General features: G+C 67.1%; 17 protein-coding genes and 1 riboswitch. Of the genes, 8 read left to right on the forward strand and 9 right to left on the reverse strand.

Annotated features, from left to right (window positions below):
• The first annotated feature begins 122 nt into the window (after positions 1-122).
• Complete coding sequence (locus tag ACR81A_RS05470) at positions 123-3,218, forward strand: LamG domain-containing protein (protein ID WP_440312942.1); 3,096 nt, start codon at positions 123-125, stop codon at positions 3,216-3,218.
• Between the two features lie 75 nt (positions 3,219-3,293).
• Here ACR81A_RS05470 and pdxS read toward each other — a convergent pair whose 3' ends face one another.
• A complete protein-coding gene (gene pdxS, locus ACR81A_RS05475) occupies positions 3,294-4,208 on the reverse strand; it encodes a pyridoxal 5'-phosphate synthase lyase subunit PdxS (RefSeq protein WP_202381978.1) in 915 nt (304 codons plus the stop codon).
• A gap of 140 nt (positions 4,209-4,348) precedes the next feature.
• A riboswitch (M-box (ykoK) riboswitch) is annotated at positions 4,349-4,514 on the forward strand.
• Positions 4,515-4,574: 60 nt separating this feature from the next.
• On the opposite strand from pdxS, the gene ACR81A_RS05480 reads away from it, so the two are divergent.
• Genes ACR81A_RS05480 through ACR81A_RS05500 form a run of 5 tightly spaced genes read left to right on the forward strand, consistent with a single transcriptional unit; the run spans position 4,575 to position 8,106 of the window.
• A complete protein-coding gene (locus ACR81A_RS05480; protein ID WP_202381980.1) occupies positions 4,575-4,904 on the forward strand; it encodes a hypothetical protein in 330 nt (109 codons plus the stop codon).
• A complete protein-coding gene (locus tag ACR81A_RS05485; protein ID WP_440312943.1) occupies positions 4,901-5,893 on the forward strand; it encodes a magnesium transporter CorA family protein in 993 nt (330 codons plus the stop codon). Before ACR81A_RS05480 ends, ACR81A_RS05485 begins: the two co-directional genes overlap by 4 nt.
• Before the next feature lie 51 nt (positions 5,894-5,944).
• A complete protein-coding gene (locus ACR81A_RS05490; protein ID WP_440312944.1) occupies positions 5,945-6,193 on the forward strand; it encodes a hypothetical protein in 249 nt (82 codons plus the stop codon).
• A gap of 60 nt (positions 6,194-6,253) precedes the next feature.
• Positions 6,254-7,231, forward strand: coding sequence for a CorA family divalent cation transporter (locus ACR81A_RS05495; RefSeq protein ID WP_440312945.1), 978 nt, complete (start codon positions 6,254-6,256; stop codon positions 7,229-7,231).
• Entirely contained in the window at positions 7,228-8,106 is an 879-nt protein-coding gene (locus tag ACR81A_RS05500) for a CorA family divalent cation transporter (RefSeq protein ID WP_202381986.1), read from the forward strand. Before ACR81A_RS05495 ends, ACR81A_RS05500 begins: the two co-directional genes overlap by 4 nt.
• On the opposite strand, the gene ACR81A_RS05505 is transcribed toward ACR81A_RS05500, so the two are convergent.
• Both ACR81A_RS05505 and ACR81A_RS05510 read right to left on the reverse strand, forming a co-directional pair.
• Positions 8,103-9,548 (reverse strand): ABC transporter ATP-binding protein, encoded by a 1,446-nt coding sequence (locus tag ACR81A_RS05505; protein ID WP_440312946.1) that lies wholly within the window; start codon positions 9,546-9,548, stop codon positions 8,103-8,105. The two genes, ACR81A_RS05500 and ACR81A_RS05505, sit on opposite strands and share 4 nt — an antisense overlap.
• Before the next feature lie 62 nt (positions 9,549-9,610).
• Positions 9,611-11,380 (reverse strand): ABC transporter permease, encoded by a 1,770-nt coding sequence (locus ACR81A_RS05510; RefSeq protein WP_440312947.1) that lies wholly within the window; start codon positions 11,378-11,380, stop codon positions 9,611-9,613.
• Positions 11,381-11,503: 123 nt separating this feature from the next.
• On the opposite strand from ACR81A_RS05510, the gene ACR81A_RS05515 reads away from it, so the two are divergent.
• Entirely contained in the window at positions 11,504-11,929 is a 426-nt protein-coding gene (locus tag ACR81A_RS05515; protein ID WP_202381989.1) for an ArsR/SmtB family transcription factor, read from the forward strand.
• On the opposite strand, the gene ACR81A_RS05520 is transcribed toward ACR81A_RS05515, so the two are convergent.
• The 5 genes from ACR81A_RS05520 to ACR81A_RS05540 are packed head-to-tail and all read right to left on the reverse strand — an operon-like array spanning position 11,926 to position 17,136.
• Positions 11,926-13,122 carry a thiolase family protein gene (locus ACR81A_RS05520; RefSeq protein ID WP_440312948.1) on the reverse strand — a complete coding sequence of 399 codons (1,197 nt, stop codon included), beginning with the start codon at positions 13,120-13,122 and terminating at the stop codon, positions 11,926-11,928. The genes ACR81A_RS05515 and ACR81A_RS05520 overlap by 4 nt on opposite strands.
• 2 nt (positions 13,123-13,124) lie before the next feature.
• Positions 13,125-14,414: an ArgE/DapE family deacylase gene (locus ACR81A_RS05525; RefSeq protein ID WP_202381991.1), complete on the reverse strand. Its 1,290-nt coding sequence runs from the start codon at positions 14,412-14,414 to the stop codon at positions 13,125-13,127.
• A gap of 47 nt (positions 14,415-14,461) precedes the next feature.
• Positions 14,462-15,118 (reverse strand): 3-oxoacid CoA-transferase subunit B, encoded by a 657-nt coding sequence (locus tag ACR81A_RS05530; protein ID WP_440312949.1) that lies wholly within the window; start codon positions 15,116-15,118, stop codon positions 14,462-14,464.
• Positions 15,102-15,794 (reverse strand): CoA transferase subunit A, encoded by a 693-nt coding sequence (locus ACR81A_RS05535; protein ID WP_440312950.1) that lies wholly within the window; start codon positions 15,792-15,794, stop codon positions 15,102-15,104. Before ACR81A_RS05535 ends, ACR81A_RS05530 begins: the two co-directional genes overlap by 17 nt.
• Positions 15,778-17,136, reverse strand: coding sequence for an MFS transporter (locus ACR81A_RS05540; RefSeq protein WP_440312951.1), 1,359 nt, complete (start codon positions 17,134-17,136; stop codon positions 15,778-15,780). The genes ACR81A_RS05535 and ACR81A_RS05540 overlap by 17 nt, the downstream gene beginning before the upstream one ends.
• Before the next feature lie 117 nt (positions 17,137-17,253).
• Here ACR81A_RS05540 and ACR81A_RS05545 point away from each other — a divergent pair, with 117 nt between their 5' ends.
• The gene (locus ACR81A_RS05545; RefSeq protein WP_440312952.1) at positions 17,254-18,207 is read left to right on the forward strand and encodes a LysR family transcriptional regulator; all 954 of its coding nucleotides are present in this window, start codon (positions 17,254-17,256) and stop codon (positions 18,205-18,207) included.
• A 36-nt stretch (positions 18,208-18,243) separates the two neighbouring features.
• Here the strand turns inward: ACR81A_RS05545 and ACR81A_RS05550 are convergent, their stop codons facing one another.
• Positions 18,244-18,912 carry a GntR family transcriptional regulator gene (locus ACR81A_RS05550; RefSeq protein WP_202381996.1) on the reverse strand — a complete coding sequence of 223 codons (669 nt, stop codon included), beginning with the start codon at positions 18,910-18,912 and terminating at the stop codon, positions 18,244-18,246.
• Positions 18,913-19,019: the final 107 nt, after the last annotated feature.

The following is a 19,019-nucleotide window of genomic DNA, read 5'->3' on the forward strand; positions in this document are numbered from 1 at the left end:
GGGATGTAGGGCGCGGCTGGCGCTTGTTCGCGGTGCGTTTACCCGGGCGACACCGGTCGACCCCCTGCGAGTGGATGAATGATGGGGCACCTCGGTGCATCTCCCCATCTGAAAGGACATCCATGTTGCACGCCCACCGCCCGCCGCAGCAGCCCGCCTGCCTCGCTGCATCCTCGCGTCGTGCCCTGCGAGCCGGCACCGTCGCCGCGTTCACCGCGCTCACGCTGCTTGTTCCCGCGCTGCCCGCGGTCGCCGTGGAGCAAACGCCGGCCGCCTCAGGGGCCCCGCAGGCGATGACGCAGGAACGCATCGACGCCGCAAACGATGCCTACAACGGCGCCGACGCGAAGCTCGAGTTCATCACGATGTCGGACACCGAGCTCGGCGGCACAGCAACCGCCGACAAGACCTCGGAGCAGGTTGCATACGAGGGGGCTGCGCGTCACTTCGAGAGCATTCGCAAGTGGGCGGACGCGAAGGGCTTCGACCCGAAGGCCGTGGTCGACAACGGTGACGTGGTCGGGGCGAACGACCCCGAGTACTCCGCGCACCTCGCGGGCGACAGCGAGAAGGTACGCGGCTGGTACCGTGCGATCGAACGCGTGTTCCGCGAGAACTTCCCGGACTCGCAGGTACTGCTTACCCAGGGCAACCACGACATTGCGGACCTGATGGGGAAGTCGATTGCGGAGGCGCGTGCCGAGCGCGCACCGGCGGGAGCTCCCGAGTGGTTCTACCCCAACGCTGACACGGAGTACGTCAGCAACTTCCACACGACCATCGAGGGCATCGACTTCATCGGCCTGGACTACAACGGCAAGGAAACGTTTGGCTACGGCGGTCAGCGGAGCGGTTACCAGGCGTTCTTGAAGCAGACGCTTGCCGACATCGCGGCGAAGCCCGACTACGACCCGGCACAGCCAATCTTCGTCTCGATTCACAGTGGCTACGCCGGCACCTCGTTGGGTGGCCCGTTCCACGGCGACTACGATCTCGCTGGCCCCGAGCTGCAGCGCATCCTTGCTGAGTACCCGCAAGCGGTGCTCGGCTCGGCGCACACGCACTTCTCGTCGAACCCGGAGACGAGCATTTACCAGAAAGACTTCACCGTCTACGAGAACGCCTCCATGAACTACATCTACCAGGATGTGCCGGGCGACTTTATTGGCGGCGGCTATTTTGGGGGCAACCAGGGTGACGCGAAGAATGGGACTCCGCAGAAGAGCGCAAACTTCATCACGGTGCTCGAAGACGGCGAGACGGTCATCCGCCGCTTCGACGTCACGCACCAGCGCTGGATCGGCATGCCCTGGGTTGTCGACACCACCCAGGGGAAGGCCGGCTTCACCTACACGAAGGAACAGCGCAGCACCGTCGCACCCTGGTGGGACGCAGCCGCGGTGCGCGCGAGTGACGTGACCGAGACTTCGCTCACGCTCGGCTTCGATCAGGCGAAGGACGACGAGCTCGTGAACTACTACGAGGTCTCGATCACGGACGCTGCGGGGAAGCCAGTAACGTTCACCGCGAACCAGGTTCCTGACTTCGGGAGCAACGCGGCAAAGTCGTTCTCTGGCACGTTCAAGGCGTACTCGCGCTTCTACATGACGCCGAACATGATGGGCTTCGACATCCAGGGCCTTGACTCGGCAAAGAACTACACCGTGTCCATCACCGCCTTCGACGACTTCCAGAACAAGTCGGAGCCCCTCATCGGCACGGTCCGCACCGCAGGCACACTCGAGTTCCCTGAATTCCCGGAAGCACCGGGCGAGGCTCCCACGGGCGAGTTCCTGAACCTTGAGTTCGAGGGCGACCTGAGCGACACAGGTTCGGCATCCGCCACGGCTCCGGTCGCGCAGCCCGTCGGCTCCGTCACCTACGTCGACACGGATCGTGCGGGGGCCGATGGGCAGGCGCTCCGGGTTGGCGCGGGCGCCGGCAGCTACGTCGACCTCGGCTCGCGTCCCGAGTTCGATCTCGGCACGGACAAGAACCTGACCATCAGCTTCTGGACGAAGGTCACCGGGGTCAACGGCTACGGTGCGATTATCAGCAACAAGAACTGGGCCAACTGGTACCGCTCGGGCATCAATCTCGCGCCGCAGGGCGGGGACACCAGCAAGCTCGAGTTCACACTCGGCGATGGCGTCAACGGGGTCTACGCAACGGGCGACGTGACAAACTACCGAAACGCCTGGCATCACATGACGCTCACCGTCGACCGTGCACAGAACGTGGCACGCGTGTACATGGACGGCGAGCTCGCGAAAGAGACGAGCATCGCCCAGATCGGCAGCATGACGAGCGGACTCAACATGCTCGTCGGTGTTGATGGGAGCAAGAGCTATGGGGCGGGCCTCGATATGGACGACCTCAAGATGTGGGACTCTGCACTGTCTGCGGAGGAGATCGCCGGTCTGTTTGCCGCGGATGACACCGGAGCCGAAACGACGGCGCTGACGCGCGCCGTTGACTACGCGAAGGAACTCATCGCCGCCAACGCGGTCGAGGCCGAGAATGGGCGCGTCTTTGACGCCGCACTCGGCGACGCGCTCGCCGCAGCTACTGAGGCAAGCGCTCAGCTCGTGGCGAGCGCTGCGCCCACGAAGGACGCGTTGCGCACGAGCTTCGCGTCGCTCAAGGGTGCCGTTGACGCGGTGGAGGCGCAAACGGTGCGCTTCACGTACCAGGTCGCGGCGCAGGGCGGCGCGGTGACACCGAGTGAGGGCGTTGCAGACCGAGGTGCCGAGGTGCGCCTGGCGCTTGCTCCCGCGGCCGGCTTCCAGATCTCTGACGCGGAAATCACCGCGACCGGTGCGGAGAGCTTCGCCCTTGTGGGCGAGGAGCTTGTGCTGAGCGGCGTGAACGGCAAGGTGCTCGTGTCGGTGGCATTTGCGGCGATCACCGATGGCGGCGAGAACGGTGGCGAGAACGGTGGGAACACCGGCGACGAGAACGGTGAGAACGGCGGGAACACCGGCGGCGAGAACGGTGAGAACGGTGGGAACACCGGTGGCGAGAACGGTGAGAACGGCGGGAACACCGGCGGCGAGAACGCCGGAAGCACGGTCGGTGCGGGAGCTCAGCCGGCCGGAGGCGCGCTCGCCGAGACCGGCGGAAACGCGATGACGAGCTGGGCGCTGGCCGGCGGCGCTGCGGCGCTGCTCGCGGCTGCGGCGGGTGTGTTCGGCCTCCGTCGCGCGCGCAAGCAGTAGCCACGACGGCGTACACGGGCGGGGGCCGCATCATTTGGTGCGGCCCCCGCTCCTGCTACGGCGAGAAGCTCGCGCCTACCAGCCGCGCTCGGCGAGCCGGTGCGGAGCCGGCAGATCCGCAACGCTGATGCCGACCATGGCGGGGCCGAGCCCCCGGGACGCAGCGAGTACGGCCTCGGGGTCCGTGAACTGCTGGGTTGCCGACACAATGGCCGCGGCTCGGCGGGCGGGATCGCCGGTCGTGAAGATGCCGGATCCCACGAAGACGCCGTCAGCACCCAACTGCATCATCATTGCCGCGTCCGCTGGGGTCGCGATTCCTCCGGCGGTGAGCAGTGGCACGGGCAACCTGCCCGCGGCTGCGACCTCGCGCACGAGCTCGAGTGGGGCCTGGAGCTCTTTCGCCTCGACGTACAGTTCAGCTTCATCCAGCCCCTTCAGGCGTGCGATTTCCGCGCGAATCGTGCGGAGGTGGCGGGTGGCCTCAGAGACGTCGCCCGTCCCTGCCTCGCCCTTCGAGCGGATCATGGCGGCGCCCTCGGCGATGCGACGGAGCGCTTCGCCAAGGTTGGTGGCCCCGCACACGAATGGGGCACTGAACGCGTGCTTGTCGATGTGATGCGCATAGTCCGCGGGGCTCAGCACCTCCGACTCATCGATGAAGTCGATGCTTAGGGTCTCAAGGATCTGGGCCTCAACGAAGTGCCCGATGCGAGCCTTCGCCATGACTGGAATAGCTACCGCGTCTTGAATCCCCGCGATCAAATCGGGATCGCTCATGCGGGCAACGCCACCCTGTGCGCGAATGTCCGCGGGCACCCGCTCGAGCGCCATCACAGCGACCGCGCCGGCCTGCTCAGCGATGCGGGCCTGCTCGGGCGTCACGACGTCCATAATGACGCCGCCGGTGAGGTGCTCGGCGAGGCCGCGGCGTACGCCCGCGGTGAGGAGCGGGGCGGGGAATGCTGGTGGGGTATCGGTGTGTGTCATGCAGCCAGCCTGCCCGGCGTTTTGGTTCTCCTCAAGATCCACTTTTATTCGTATGGAGTGGACCAATTCGTCTTGTGTGCCTCTTGGCATTGCTGTTCATGCAGTTATTTGCGCAAGTGGTTGAATGTTGTTAGAGTGGTGCTGCGCTTCGTTCGGTGAGGCTCTTGCGTGAACACAGGCCACTGATCTGACGACATCGAGAGATGCCCAAGATCAGGACAGGTTCCCTCGGATTAAGGGGGTGCCCCAAGTGGCTGCCACAGGATTACGTCACGCAATGCCGAAGCTCTGACATGGAAGCGCGGTCCCTGAGTCGACGGCTTCGTCGTCGGCTCCACTCTGCGTGCCGTGAGAGGAAACAACGCTATGCCCGCAGCGATCATTGAACCCATCCTGTTCTGGCAGGTCCATCAGCCGCTTCGCCCGGGAGCGCCCCCGCAGTCGGGTGACGACGACCCGCGACCGACCCGGGAGGCCGAGCCCTGGCGCAGCCAGTCATTCAGCCGCACCGCGAGCGACTCACGTTCGCGCCGCAAGCCCACCCGCTACGAGAAGTTCACCACCCGAATCGTGGCGGTGAGCAGCGTGCTCACGCTCGGTATTACCGCGTGTTTGCACGTCTTCAATTACGACCTTGAGACCCAGACGTCCTCAACGTCCGGGACCCACAGCGGCTTCTACAAGGAAGGCGAGTGAGCGCGGAATCTCCGCGCCTCACGAAAGAGAGCGACATTATGTACACCATCGAAGAACAGATCGCCCGCTTCGGCCGGATCGAGCGGCTGAGTGGCGGCCGCTGGGTGCGCTTGGTGGGGGACGACCCCCAGCTCGTCGAACAGGTGCAGAAGGAGACCGGGGTTACGCTCCCCGCTCCCGGCACCCCGGCGTTCGCGGCGGACGGCGAGGTGACCCACCTCGCTGTCGGGGCCGTTGAACGCGACCATCTCTCGTACTCCGAGACGCGCATCGCAATTGCAGTGAGCGCGGATACTGTCGTGACCGTGGAGCCTCTGCGAGGCTGCGCGTCGCTCGACCTCGCGGTGACGCGGATGGCTCGTGACTCGCGCGACGATGACACCCCGATCGAGATCACCGCGAGCATCCTGCAGGCGATCGCTGACACGACCGACGAACTGGTCGGAAGTCTCAGTGACGGGACCGAACACATGATGACGCAGACGAGCGCCATTTTGCACAGCCTCGAGACGAAGAAGGCTCGTGAGTTCGGGGTGAGTGACGTCACGACGACGCAGCAGGAGCTCGCCGACATGGAGGAGCTGCTCTCTCGCTGTATGGAGCATCAGCTTGTGCTTGCTGAGGCCGCGCGGCACTTGCGCGGGCACCTGCGAGTGCTCGGCGGGGAAGCGCGCACCGATCTTGCGCGACTGATCGACGACATTGAGGCCATTGAACCGCACATTGACTTCGTGCACGACCGGGTTCGTCTGCTCCAGCAGACCAACAACCTCGCGCTCAACGTCAAGCAGAACCAGATCATCAAGGTCTTCTCCGTGGTCACGGCCGTGTTCCTCCCCGTGATGCTGCTCTCCACGTACTACAGCATGAACTTCGAGTACATGCCCATCCTCAGCTGGGACCTCGCCGAGCCCGCCATCATCGTGCTCAGCTTCGTCTTCGCGATGCTGCCGCTCATCTACGTGCGCCGTCGCGGCTGGCTGCGCTAGGCGCGTAGCCAGTTTTTCCGCCCCACACTTCACACGCAAAGGACACAGAACATGACTCACCAGAACACGCAGCCCCAGCAGGATCGCCGCGCTACCCCGCTTGCCTGGAGCTCGCGCCTCGAACTCACCACGCTCGGCACGGATCAGCCGGGGCAGGCGGGGAACGCTGGCGCACAGGACGATCGACGCGCACGCACCTCGAAGATCGAGAAAGAGATCATCTGGGCCGTGGTGGTGCTCTACGCGGGCATCATCGCCTGCTTCGCGGGCCTCCACCTCTACGGCGTCGCCCTCGGCTAGGCCGAACCCACACACTTGGTCGCGCTCGCACCGCGACCCCACACACGAAAGGTGACGCGCATGTACGAGAACACCGCGCCCATCCCGGTTCAGAGCGGCGGAACCGCTGTGGCTGACACCTCACTCCGAACCGAGCTTCCCCGCACCGGCTGGCTGCGCGTGCGCGCCGCCGATCGGCCGTTGCTCGCCGATATTCGAGCGCAGCTGGGCATCGACCTCGATCGACGAGTGCCGCACCCCGTCGACGAACACGGTTTCGCCCTGCTGCCCCTCGAGCTTCCCCTGCCCTTCGCCTCAGGACCCGCCGCCACAAGCACGGTGTTTACGAGCGCCACGATCCTCATCGCCGTGAGTGATGAGCTCCTCATCACGGTGGAGCCGGATCGCCCGGTGCCCGCGCTTGCCGCGGCTCAGGCCCGAGTCTCTGGACTGTCCTCAGCAGCGACGAGCCGCGAGGCGCTCCTGGTGATCATCGAGGGGCTCAACGATGCGATGCAAGACACGGTGAACCAGATTTCGCTCGTCTTGAACGACCTCGCGGATGAAGCGGTCGACAGTAGCGGCGGCTTCAAGATGGAGGGGCGCCAGGTTGGCGTCGCTGACATCGCGCAGACCGCGGTCTCCCTCGGCGGGGCGGAGGAGCTCATTGCCCGCGCAGTCCAGGGGCAACTCATGCTGGAGCGGGCGGCCCGGCGCATGCGGCGCTCGAGCGCGCACGCGGAGCGCGAGTACTCGACGCTGCTCTCTGACGTGCAGGGCGGACGCCGCCACGCGCGCTTCCAGCACGCGAAGGTGCGCAACATTCAGCAGTCGCTCATGACCACGCTCGATTTGAAGCAGAACCAAATTATTAAGGTGTTCACGGTGGTGACGGCGGTGTTCACGCCGCCCACGCTCATTGCCGCGTACTACGGCCAGAACTTCGCGAACATGCCGGAGCTGGCGCTGCCGTGGGGAGAGTGGTTCGTCATGGCGACCACCGCAATCTTCGCCCTGGTTCCGCTCTGGTACATCAAGCGGAAGGGGTGGCTGCGATGAGCCTGCAGAAGATCAGTCAGCGCGGTTGGACTCGCCTCTTCGTCGACAGCGTCGCGGATGCCGAGCTCGCAGGACGCACCCTGGGTGAGGAACAGACATTCGAACAGCGCATTCCGCTCCGCTTCGTGACGGTGGACGACACGGGTGCGCAGCTCGCGGAGGTCACGGTCGTGCTTCGCTCCGGTGAACTCACGACGGTGGAGCCCGGCGATGGACTGCCGCTGCTGCAGGACGTCGCAGCGCGCCTGCAGTGGGACGACGCCGCGGATCCGGACGCCCTCGTCGCGGGCGCCGCGATCGTGCGCGCCGGTTTTCAGGCGTGTGCGGTAGCGCTCTCGAGCATTGAGTCGGACATCCGCGGCGTCCGTCGAGCCGTCTCCGACCTTGAAGCGGAGCGGGGGGCCGACCGCGGTATCAGCGTGAGTGACCTACCGCGCGTGAGTGAGCGGCTCGTGGACATCGACGCGGTGCTCTCGCACGTGGCGACGTCGGTGTCTCGTCTCGGTCAGCTTGCCCGCCTGCTGCGGCGGGAAGCGGCGGTGTGCGCGGCGCACGACCGCGCTGATTTCGACGCGCTCATTCAACAGGGCGACGCGCTGGCCACGCGCGTCGAGTTTCTTGTGGATCGGCATCGCTTCCACTCGCGCGGTACCGCGCAGCGAATCTCGACGAGCGACCTCAACATCGTGAAGATCTTCACGGTGCTGTGGGCGATCCTCATCCCGGGCTCCACGCTCATCAATTGGTACGGGCAGAACTTCGAGTTCATGCCCGAGCTGAGCTGGAACATGTCGGCCTGGATCCAGATCGCGGGCGTGTTCTGCCTCGCAGTCCTGCCGATCTACACCGTGAAGCGCGCGGGGCAGCTCCGTTAGGGAGTACGACTGTCCGGAGCCGGGCTCGGATCTGCGTCGGGATCCGGGCCCGGCAGCATCTCACCGGGTGCTTCTCGAGTGGGATCACGACGCGCGTCCGGCCCCGCCTGCTCCGCGAGGAATGCGGTGAACCCCGCGGCGAGTTCATCGAGCACGAACTCCTCGGTGTCCGCGTCGTAGTCGTAGAGTTCGCCGTAGCGACCCCAATCGATCGCGAGCTCGAGCTGGCGCTGCGCGTCGGCGACGCCATAGCCGCGCGCGAGCAGGTCGCGGAAGAAGTCTGCGCGCAGCGCACCCTGCGAGCTATGCTCAAGCGCCCGCACGATGGTGCGCACGAGCGGGGCGTGCTCGCCCGCCAGCGCGGCAAACTGTGCCTTGCTCTCGGCAATGCTTGCACCGTGCCAGGCCCACCCTGCGTCCGTAAGAAACGCTTGCGCGCCAGCCACCTCGAGCAGCTGCAGCAGTTGGGCGGCATCGACGAGCGGCAGGAGGTCGGAGACGTCAAACGAGAGTTCGTCTGCGAGATCTGGGAGGTCTGCCTGGCCATCGTGCGCGACCACGATCTCGATGAACCCGGCGAGCCCGCCAACGGTTGCCGCGGGAAGCGGATGCGTGAGCGGTCCGGGAGGTCCGGTCTCTCTCCCCGCGGCGGCGGGGCGCCCGGTGAGCTGCGCGTAGAGCTCGTCGACCGCGGCGGCGAAGGTGGGGCTGCGCCGATCGCGGGGGCGGGGCAGTGGCACAGCGATCTCGGCGGCAATGGTCGCGGGGCTTCCGTCGAGCACCAGGACGCGATCGGCGAGGAGCACCGCCTCTTCGATGTTGTGCGTCACGATGCAAATGGCGCCCGCGGGGGCGGTCGGCGCGCCCCACACCTCGAGCAGTTCGCTGCGCAGGTGCTCGGCTGTCAGCACGTCGAGGGCAGAGAACGGCTCGTCCATGAGCAGCACGTCGGGGCGCTGCACGAACGCGCGCGCGAACCCGACGCGCTGCTGCATGCCCCCCGAGAGCTCCCGCGGGTAGGCGCGCTCAAACCCGTCGAGCCCGATGGTGTCGATGGCTTCGCGCGCGCGGCGCCGGCGTTCCGCGCGGGGGAGGCCACTGGAACTGAGCCCGAGCTCGACATTGTCGAGCACGGTGAGCCACGGCAGGAGCGCAAACGACTGGAACACCATCGCCGTGCCGGGATTTGCGCCGGTGAGGGGCTCGCCGCGGCTGAGCGCGGCTCCCGAACTGGGCTGGGCGAGTCCCGCGAGGAGACGGAGGAGCGTTGACTTCCCGGAGCCTGATCGGCCGAGCAGCGCGACGATCTCGCCGCGGTGCAGCGTGAGGGAGACATCGCGCAACACCTCGAGCGCGGGTTCGCCCGCGGCCGCGAACGTCATGCCCATTCGCTCGGCGCGCAGCAGCTCGTCACCTGCGGGGCGGGTGCGGAAGTCACTCATGCGGGCTCCTCGGTGTCGATGGTTGGGGTGGCGGGCAAGGCGGGGAGCCTGTAGCCGCACATCTAGGTGAGCGCATACCGTCGTTCCGCGAGCTCGTAGAGGGGACGCCAGACGAGCCGGTTGAGTGTGACCACGAAGACGCTCATCACCAGAATGCCGATCAGCACGCGCGTGAAGTCTCCTGTCGCGGTCGCCTCCGCGATGTATGCGCCAAGCCCGCGCGCAGTGAGCGTGTGCCCGCCGTAGCTCACCACCTCCGCCACGATGGAGGCGTTCCAGGCCCCGCCCGCCGCGGTGAGTGCGCCGGTGACCCAGGATGGAAAGAGCGCGGGCGCGTAAAGCCGCCGCCAGCGCGCGGCCGGCCCCAGGCGGAGGCTCCGTGCGGCCTCGCGGAGATCGTTTGGGATCGCGGCTGCGCCGGCAATCGCGTTGAACAGCAGGTACCACTGGGCACCCAGCGCCATGAGCACGATGCCGCCGACGTCGAGGCTCATTCCCGTGCTGACGAACGCGAGCGCGGCGAACGGGAAGAGGAAGTTGGCGGGGAAACTCGCGAGCACCTGCACGAGCGGTTGCGCGACGCGGGTGACCCGGGGCGTGAGGCCGATCCAGAGACCGATCGGCACCCAAACGAGTGTGCCCACCACCAGGAGCACGAGCACGCGAGCGAAGGTGAGCAGCCCGAGCCCACCCGCGACGGCGAACTCGGCGAGCCCGGTGTCACGCGCGACCCCTGCTAGAAGGGCAAGCGCACCGAGCGTCAGCCCGATCCCGAGCACCACCGCCGCCGCGGTGCGGCCGCCGCGTCGGGTCCGTGCGAGCCGGACTCGGGGGTGCGGTGCGGACGCGGCGCGCGAACGCCGGGCGGACTCGAATGCCCGGGCGGCTCGATCAAGGCCCTCATGCACCGGTGCGAAGGCAAGCGCGAGGAGGCGAGGGAACGATGAGCGCCGGAGCAACTCGAGCACCACGCTGCGCTGCGGGTCCGCGGAACCCGAGACCCCTGTGCGAAACCGCTCCGCCCACGCGGTGAGCGGACGCCAGAAGCACACGTTCACCACAAGGATCATGAGCACCATCACGCAGATCGCGAGCACCAGGTGACCGGGTTCCGCTTCCTCCGCCGCGGTCGCCGCGTACGCACCGATCCCCGGGAGCGCGTAGCGGTGCGAGTTCACCGTGATGACCTCCGAAGCGAGGAGGAAGAACCACCCGCCACCAAAACTCATCATGCCGTTCCACACGAGCGGAAACGCACCGTGCGGGGCATCGAGACGCCAGAAGCGCTGCCAGCGCGTAAGGCCCAACGAGCGGCAGGCCTCGTCGAGGTCGCGCGGCTGTGTGATGAGGGACTGGTAGAACGCAAACGTCATGTTCCACACCTGGCTCGTGAAGATTGCGAATACCGCCGCGCTTTCGAGCCCGAGCATCGACCCGGGGAAGAGCGCCAACCACAGGCCCACCGTGACCGAGAGGAAGCCCAACACCGGAACCGACTGCAGCACGTCGAGCGCGGGGAGGAGGAAGCGCCTGGCGCGGGGGAGCCGTGCGGCCGCGGTTGCGACAACGAACGCGAACAGGGTGGACAACGCCAGCGCCGTGAACATGCGCAGCAGGGAGCGGCCCGCGTAACCGGGGAGCATGCGCGGGTCAGTGGAGACGCGGTCGGGGGCACTCACCGGGTCGAAGCTCGCGCTGATTCCGCGCGTGAGTTCGAGGAGGCCCCAGAGGAGCAGCGCGACGCTGACGAACACCGCGACATCAGCGAGGAGCCGGTCGCGGGTGCGCAGCGCGGCATCGTGTGCGCTGAAGGCCGCGGGGGTGGCCGCCATGCGTTCACCCCCTCGCCGGTGTTCTCGACCCGGTGCGCCGCGGAGGAGCCGCGCGCACCCCAGTCAGCATAACGAGAATATGCGCCTACTTGCGCAAGTCTCAGAACACGGGATCATAGAGGTATGGATGAACACCCAGCGCCCGCCGTGACCCCGGCGCAGCTCGCCGCTGCGGCCGGCACCTTCGACATGCTGTCGACCCCGAACCGACTGCACATTGTGTGGCTGCTTGCATCGGGCGAGTATGACGTGTCGACGCTCGCGGAACTCTCGGGTGCCGCCGTGCCAGCGACGAGTCAGCACCTGGCCAAACTCCGGGCCGCCGGCATCGTCGCTGCGCGGCGAGAGGGTCGCCGACAGCTCTACCGGGTCGAGGATCCGCACATCCTCGCGGTGGTGGCCCAGATGTTCAGCCACATTGCGCCGGACGGCACGCTCGCGGGCGAGTCCGACGAGCGACGCCCGCCCCGCGCACCTCGGTTCGCGGGTGCGGCGGCGGGAACCCCCGCGGGAGCTCCCGCCGCTCACGCGATCGCCGCGCGGGATTAGGCGCGCGCGGCGTCCGGGAAGATCTCGAGCAGCGCGGCTGAGCCCATGCCCCAGCCCACGCACATGCTCACCACCGCGTACCGAGCTCCACGCCGCCGCCCCTCACGCAGGGCGTGCCCCACCATGCGGGCACCGCTCATGCCGTAGGGGTGGCCGATGGAGATTGCGCCACCATTGACGTTCAGCTTCTCGTCCGGAATGCCGAGGCGGTCGCGGCAGGCAACGAGCTGCGCGGCAAAAGCCTCGTTGATCTCCCACAGATCGATGTCTTCGATGCCAAGCCCGTGATCCGCGAGTAGGGCTGGGATGGCGAGCGTGGGGCCGATCCCCATCTCTTCCGGGGCGAGGCCCACGGAGCGCATGCCACGGAACGCGCCGAGCGGCGCGAGGCCGCGGCGGCTCGCCTCGGTCTCCGACATGAGCACCGCGGCCGCCGCGCCGTCGGAGAGCTGCGAAGAGTTCCCGGCTGTGACCGTCGAATCCCCACCGAGCACGGCCGGGAGGCCCGCAAGCCCCGCCGCCGTGGTGCCCGGGCGGTTGCACTCGTCGTGGGTGAGGGTGACGAGCTCCTCGTGCTCCGCTGAGGTGGCGCGATCCACGACCCGACGGAGCGCATCGACAGGCACGATCTCATCGGCGAAGACGCCGGCCTCTTGTGCCGCGGCCGTGCGCTGCTGGCTGAGGAGCGCGTACGCGTCTTGCGCCTCGCGGCTCACGCCGTAGCGCCGCGCAACGAAGTCGGCGGTGTCGAGCATGCTGAGGTAGTACCCGTCGCGGACGCTCGCGACACGGAACGCGTGATCGTTCCAGTGACTGTTCTGCACGAGTGACACGCTGTCGACCCCGCCTGCGAGGGCGACGCGAGCCTCGCCCACGCGAATCTGATTTGCGGCGGTGGCGATCGCGCTGAGGCCCGAGGCGCACTGGCGGTCGATGGTTGCGGCGGGGACCTCGTCGGGGAGGCCCGCGGCGAACACGGTGTGGCGCGCGACGTTGACGGCCGCGGACCCCTGCGTCAGAGCGCAGCCGAGAGTGAAGTCCTCGATCTCCGCGCCGGCGAGCCCGGCGCGGGCAACCGCCGCGCTGACCGCGTGGCCGGCGAGCACGGGCCCCTGTGTTGTGTTGAACGAGCCGCGAAAGGCTTTGCCGATGGGCGTGCGTGCGGTCGAGACAATTACTGCTTGCTCGGTCATGGCTACATCTCCTCCAGGCCGCACCAGTCGGCAATAAAGAGTGCGGTCGCTTGGGTGACGCGACGTACCGACTCAAGGTCTACCCGCTCATCGAAGCCGTGAATCGATTCGGCCTTTGGCCCGTACACGAGCGCCGGGGTGTCTGCGTACACGCCAAAGAATCGGGCGTCCGTCGTTGCGGTAATGGCTTCGTGTTCGAGCGGTGCGCCGGCAACCTCGGCATGGGCCGTGGCGAGGCTTGCTGTCGCGGCGAGCGCGGTAGGGCTCGTGTCATCGGCAAGCGCGTAGCCCTCGGCAGCAAACCCGAAGTAGGTGATCTCCGGCAGACTGTTCGCCAGGAAGGGGTGCGCAGCAGCGGCCGTTCTGATCGTCTCCTCGATTGCCGCGCGCAGCTCACCAAGATCCTCGCCCGGAAACACTCCCATGCGGGCGTCGAAACTGCACCACGCTGGGACGGAGCTCGCCCAGTCGCCGCCGACGATTTTGCCGATATTGAGGTTGAGCGCGTGCGCCTGCTCGGCGAACTCGGGGTGTCGGCGCTCGGGGGCGTTCCGCTGCGCTTCGAGCTCGTGCAGCGCCGTGACGAGTGGGAACGCCGCCTCGATGGCGTTTGCGCCGCTGCCCGCGTATGCGACGTGGGTGGGGCGGCCGCGGAGGTGTACCTGGAACCAGAGCACGCCCACCTGCGCGGAGACGAGGTGCTCGCTGAACGGCTCAGAGATCAGCGCAGCGTCCGCGCGATACCCGCGCTGCAGACAGGCGAGCGCACCGTTGCCGGTGCACTCTTCCTCAACCACCGACTGGTAGAACAGATCGGCCGCGGGGCGCATGCCGAGTTCGCGCAGGGCCTCAACCGCAAAGAGGTTTGACGCGAGCCCCGCCTTCATATCGCCACCGCCGCGACCCGAGAGCCAGGTGCCCGACACCTCGGGGGCGAACGGGTCGTGGGCCCACATCTCGCGGGGTCCGGTGGGAACCACGTCGATGTGCCCGTTCACGATGAGGCTGCGGCCGGTGCGGGTTCGGCTGCGGAGCGCGCCCACGACATTCGGTGCGTCGGTGTAGGGCGTCTCCACGGGGGAGTAACCGCGCAGCTCGGCGATGTCCTCGGTGCGCACCTCCCACCGGTCGACCTCGAAGCCGCGCTCGGTGAGCTCTGCGGCCATGAAATCTTGCGCCGAGCGCTCGGCACCCCGAAGCGAGGGGTGCCGCACGAGCTCGGCAAGAAACTCGACCTCTCGGTCGAAGAGTCGGTCGACCGCGGTGCGAATGGTGGTGGGTGTGAGATCCACGGAAACTCCTTTCGGGAGAGGGACGCGGGGAAAGAGGGAAAGCAGAGTTAGAACCGCGGGAGCGCGCCCTCGGGCACTGAGAGCGGCGCCGCCGTGGCGGTGAGCACGTCAGCGACCGACGCGTCTTCCGAGAGCTCGACGAGCGCGAGCCCTGCGGGGGTGACGTCGATGACGGCGAGGTCGGTGTAGATTCTGCCGACGTGACCGCGGGCCGTGAGCGGCAGCGTGCAGGCCTCGACAATCTTCGGGGCACCCGCGCGGTCGACGTGTGTCATGATCACGCCGACGCGGCGGGCCTTCTGCGCGAGTTCGATCGCGCCGCCGACACCGGGGGCGAGTTTCCCGGGAATGCGCCAGTTCGCGAGATCCCCGTTCGCGGCCACCTGGAACGCGCCGAGGAGCGTGAGGTCGAGCCGTCCGGAGCGAACGATGGCAAAGCTCACCGAGCTGTCGCAAAACGACGTCCCTGGGAGGCGGCTCAAGTACGCGCCGCCCGAGTCGATCAGGGTGCGATCCTCCGTGCCCGCGGGGGAGACCGGACCCGCGCCGACGATTCCGTTCTCGGAGTGCACACACACGGGCAGCGCGGGGTCGAGGTGTGCGAGGACCTGCGTGGGCAGCCCGATCCCGAGGTTCACGGTCATTCCTGGAGCGATGTCTGCCGCGGCGCGGGCGAGCATCCGCTGCTTAGCGCTGAACGACATGGTAGACCTCCGGCAGATTCGTGATGGGGGTGACGTGGTCAACGAATGCGCCGGGGAGGTGCACGTCTTCTGCAGCGATCGCACCGAATCCGACGACGCGCTCCGCCTCGACGATGGTGCGGTCGGCGGCCATGGCCATGAGCGGATTGAAGTTGCGGGCCGAGCCCGCGAAGCGGAGATTGCCGAACGGATCCGCCTCTGCGGCATGCACGAGTGCGAAGTCCGCGCGCAGCGCAGGTGCAAAGAGCCCTGGCTCGCCGGCCACGGTGACGTGCTCGGTGCCCCGCTCGAGTTCGGTGCCCATGCCGATATCGGTCACGATCCCGAGCAGCCCGGATCCCGCCGCACGAATGCGCTCAGCCAAGATGCCCTGCGGTACGAAATCGACCTGAAGTTCGCCCGAGTTCATTCGCCGCATCGCGTTGGCGTTGAGGCCGATGTGCGTGGCGATGAGGCGATCCACCTGGTCGTTTTCGAGCAGGAGATCAACGCCCATGCCGGCCTCGTTCGCGTCATTCTTGATGATGGTCAGGCCGCGCGGACCGCGCCGCACAAGTTCCGCAATGAGGTGGAACGGGGTGCCGGGAACGCCGAAGCCGCCGAGCATCACCGTTGCGCCATCGCCAATCTCCGCGATGGCGTCCACCGCGCTCGTGTGTTTAGTGGGCAGTGGCATGGTGATTCTGCTCCGTTTCGGTATCGGCGGCTGCCTGGGCGGGGGCTTCGAGGACCTCGTCACGCAGCTGCGGCGCGAGAATGAGGCACACCAGCGCAACGACGGTGAGGAACACGTAGAACGCGATGACGCTCCAGATGCTGCCGGTGGCGATGAAGAGCCCGGTCGCGATGAGCGGGGAGAGACCGCCCCACAGTGCCGAGCCGGCGCTGTAGGCGATCGAGAGGCTGGTCTGGCGGGAGTCCGCATCAAACATCTGCGACATGATCGCTGCCAGGGGAGCCCAGGTCGCGTTCATGGTGACGCGAACGAGGGCGAGCAGCGCAAAGAGAAGCCAAGTGGAGTGGCCCATCACGAGGAACGTGGGGATGACGGCGGCAACCGACACGACGAGCCCGATCGCCATCACCCGCTTGCGGCCCCAGCGATCAGCGGCGATGCCGAGCGGCAGGGTGGAGAGCAAGTGCCAGAACGATGCGAAGGTCATGGCATTCAAGACGAGCGTCGGATCGAGGCCCACGGTCTCGCCGGTGGCGTAGGCCGTCGCGAACGTCGTCATGATGTAGTAGCCGCCAGACGAGATGGCGATGAGGCCCGTGCCGATGATAATGGCGCGCCAGTTCCGCTTGAAGGCGAGCTTCGCGGGGAGCTCAGCGGGCTGTGCTGCTTCGCTTCGCCGCGCCTGCGCCTCGGCAAAGACGGGGGTCTCCTCGACCTTGAGCCGCACCCAGAAGCCAACGCCAATGAGGATGGCCGACAGCAGGAAGGGGATGCGCCACCCCCAATCGAGCATGAATTCTTGGCCGCCCAGTGTGAGGAGCGCAAAGATGCCCGAGGCAAGGAGCGCTCCCATCGGGTTGCCAAGCTGGGGGAAGCTGCCGTAGAAGGACTTGTACTTCTCGGGGGCGTTCTCGACGGCCATGAGAACCGCGCCGCCCCATTCGCCGCCGACGGCCAGGCCCTGCAGCACGCGAAGCGCCACCAGCATGATGGGTGCGGCGAAGCCGACGGTCGCGAAGGTCGGGAGGAAGCCGACTGCCATTGTCGCGATGCCCATGAGCAGCAGCGTCAGTACGAGCGACTGGCGACGCCCGATTCGGTCGCCGATGTGGCCGAAGATGATTCCGCCGAGCGGGCGCACAAGAAAGCCGGTTGCGTAGGTGGCGAAGGACGCAAGGACGCCAAGTGCGGGCTCCACCTCCGGGAAGAACAACGGCCCGAAAATGAGCGCCGCGGCAGTGGCGAAAACGTAGAAGTCGTAGAACTCAATCGCCGTGCCGACGAAGGAGGCGAAGCCCGCGCGGAGTGCACGCCGGTGGCTGAAGGGCTGCGAGGAGGACATGGAGCTCGGATCTCCTTTGATGCGATGAAACGGGACAGAACACCCGGGGGTGAACACTTGACCGAGATTATCAGTTTCGTGCATAGTTGATCATTGTGATTATTAATGGAGGTTATTATGCGGCCGTATGAGCAGCGCTTCGTGTGGAACCTCGATTGGAACCTGCTCCGCACCTTCGTGGTGGTGGTGGAGCAGGAGGGGGTCACTCGCGCCGCTGAGTTCATGAGCGTGAGTCAGCCGACCGTATCGAGCGCACTCAAGCGCCTTGAGTCCACGCTCGGGCAGAGCCTGCTGGATCGACGCCCCGGCCACTTCACGCTCACCGCCGCGGGCGAAGCGCTCTATGCGCAGAGCCGCGAGATGTTCGGTACCGTCGCCCGGATCCCCAATCTGCTCGCGGCGTCAGGCAGTGTCGTCTCTGGGCATGTGTCGATCGCGACCACGAGTCACGTGGTGTCGCCGCACTACGATGCCGCGTTTGCCGCGTTCGCCGCGGCGTATCCCGAGGTGACCTTCACGGTGACGGTGACGGACAGCGCGGAGGTTGTGAGTCGGGTGCGGCAGGGCACTGCCACGCTCGGGCTGTGTCTGCTTCGCGGTGATGACGCCGGCCTCGCGCACGAGGTGCTCTATCGGGAGCGCTTCGGCCTGTTCTGTGGCCCGACGCACGCACTCTTTGGGCAGGAAGACATTGCGCCCGAGCGGCTTGCCGGCCAGGCGGCCGTCTCTTTTCAGACGGAGGCCGAGAATGGGCCGCTGTTCCATGTGCGTCAGCTGCGTGAGCGCGCGAACCTCGAAGCGGAGCCGCGCGCGGTGTCCGCGAACCTGCTCGAGGTCCGCCGCATGATCATCGCGGGGATTGGGATCGGCGCGTTGCCGCTCCACGTTGCCCGCGAGGATGTCGACGCCGGACTGCTCTGGCCGGTGCTGCCCGAGCGTGAGCTGCACGAGACCGACATCTGCCTGGTGACCCAGCCCAAGCGGGCGCTCGATCGGGCGGAGCGGACATTCCTTGCTGAACTCCAGCGGCTCATCGCGGAAGTGCCGCTCGCCGAGCGGAGTTATCGCTAGCGAGGGCCCGCCCCCCGGAGGTGCCTGATCGCCCTGCTAAGCGTCGTCGAACGGGTGCTCGGTCAGCAGTACCTGAGCGGTGTGCTCGATGTCCGCCGCGAGTGCGAGCGCGGCGCCCTGCGTGTCGCCTGCTCGGAGCGCCGTGAGGATGTCGGCGTGCCGCGCGTGGAGTGATCGGGTGCCGAGGAGCACCCAGCGCGCCTCCCAGAACAGTGGGCTGCGTCGCAGCCACAGGGTTTCGATAAAGCTGAGGAGTAGCGGGGAGTCCGCCGCGCGGAAGACCGTAAATAGAAACTCGGTGTCGGCGCGCTGGGTTCCCACGGGGTCGCCTGCGAGCTTCGCCGCTTCGAACTGTGCGAGTGTTCGCTCGAGCGTGCCGAATTGCTGCTGAGTGAGGAGCGGTGCCGCGATGGTGAGCGCGTGCGGCTCGAGCTTCCCGCGGAGGCCAGTGAGTTCCGTAAACTGGGCGCGGCTCAGGCGGGGCACCACCGCGGTGCCGGCGGCGGTGGTGTCGAGTGCTCGCTCGCTCACGAGGCGGCGGATCGCCGCGCGCGTGGGCATGGGGCTGAGCTCCAGGCGACTGGCAACGCCGCGGATCGAGAGGCGGTCGCCGGGTGCGAAGCCGCCGGCGATGAGCTCGTGGCGGAGTGCCGCGTACGCCTCGTCTTCGAGGCCGCCGGGTGGTGTCGTATCTGCCGCGGTCATGGCTCCATTGAATCAGAGATGTTCGCGGGAGATCACCCATGGTGTCATTTTGTGATCACAATTTATGACATAGTGTGATCCAGAACTACCGCACTTCATTGGTGAAT

It is taken from the genome of Leucobacter chromiireducens (genome assembly GCF_051993095.1).
In the GTDB taxonomy this organism is placed as follows: Bacteria; Actinomycetota; Actinomycetes; order Actinomycetales; family Microbacteriaceae; genus Leucobacter; species Leucobacter chromiireducens.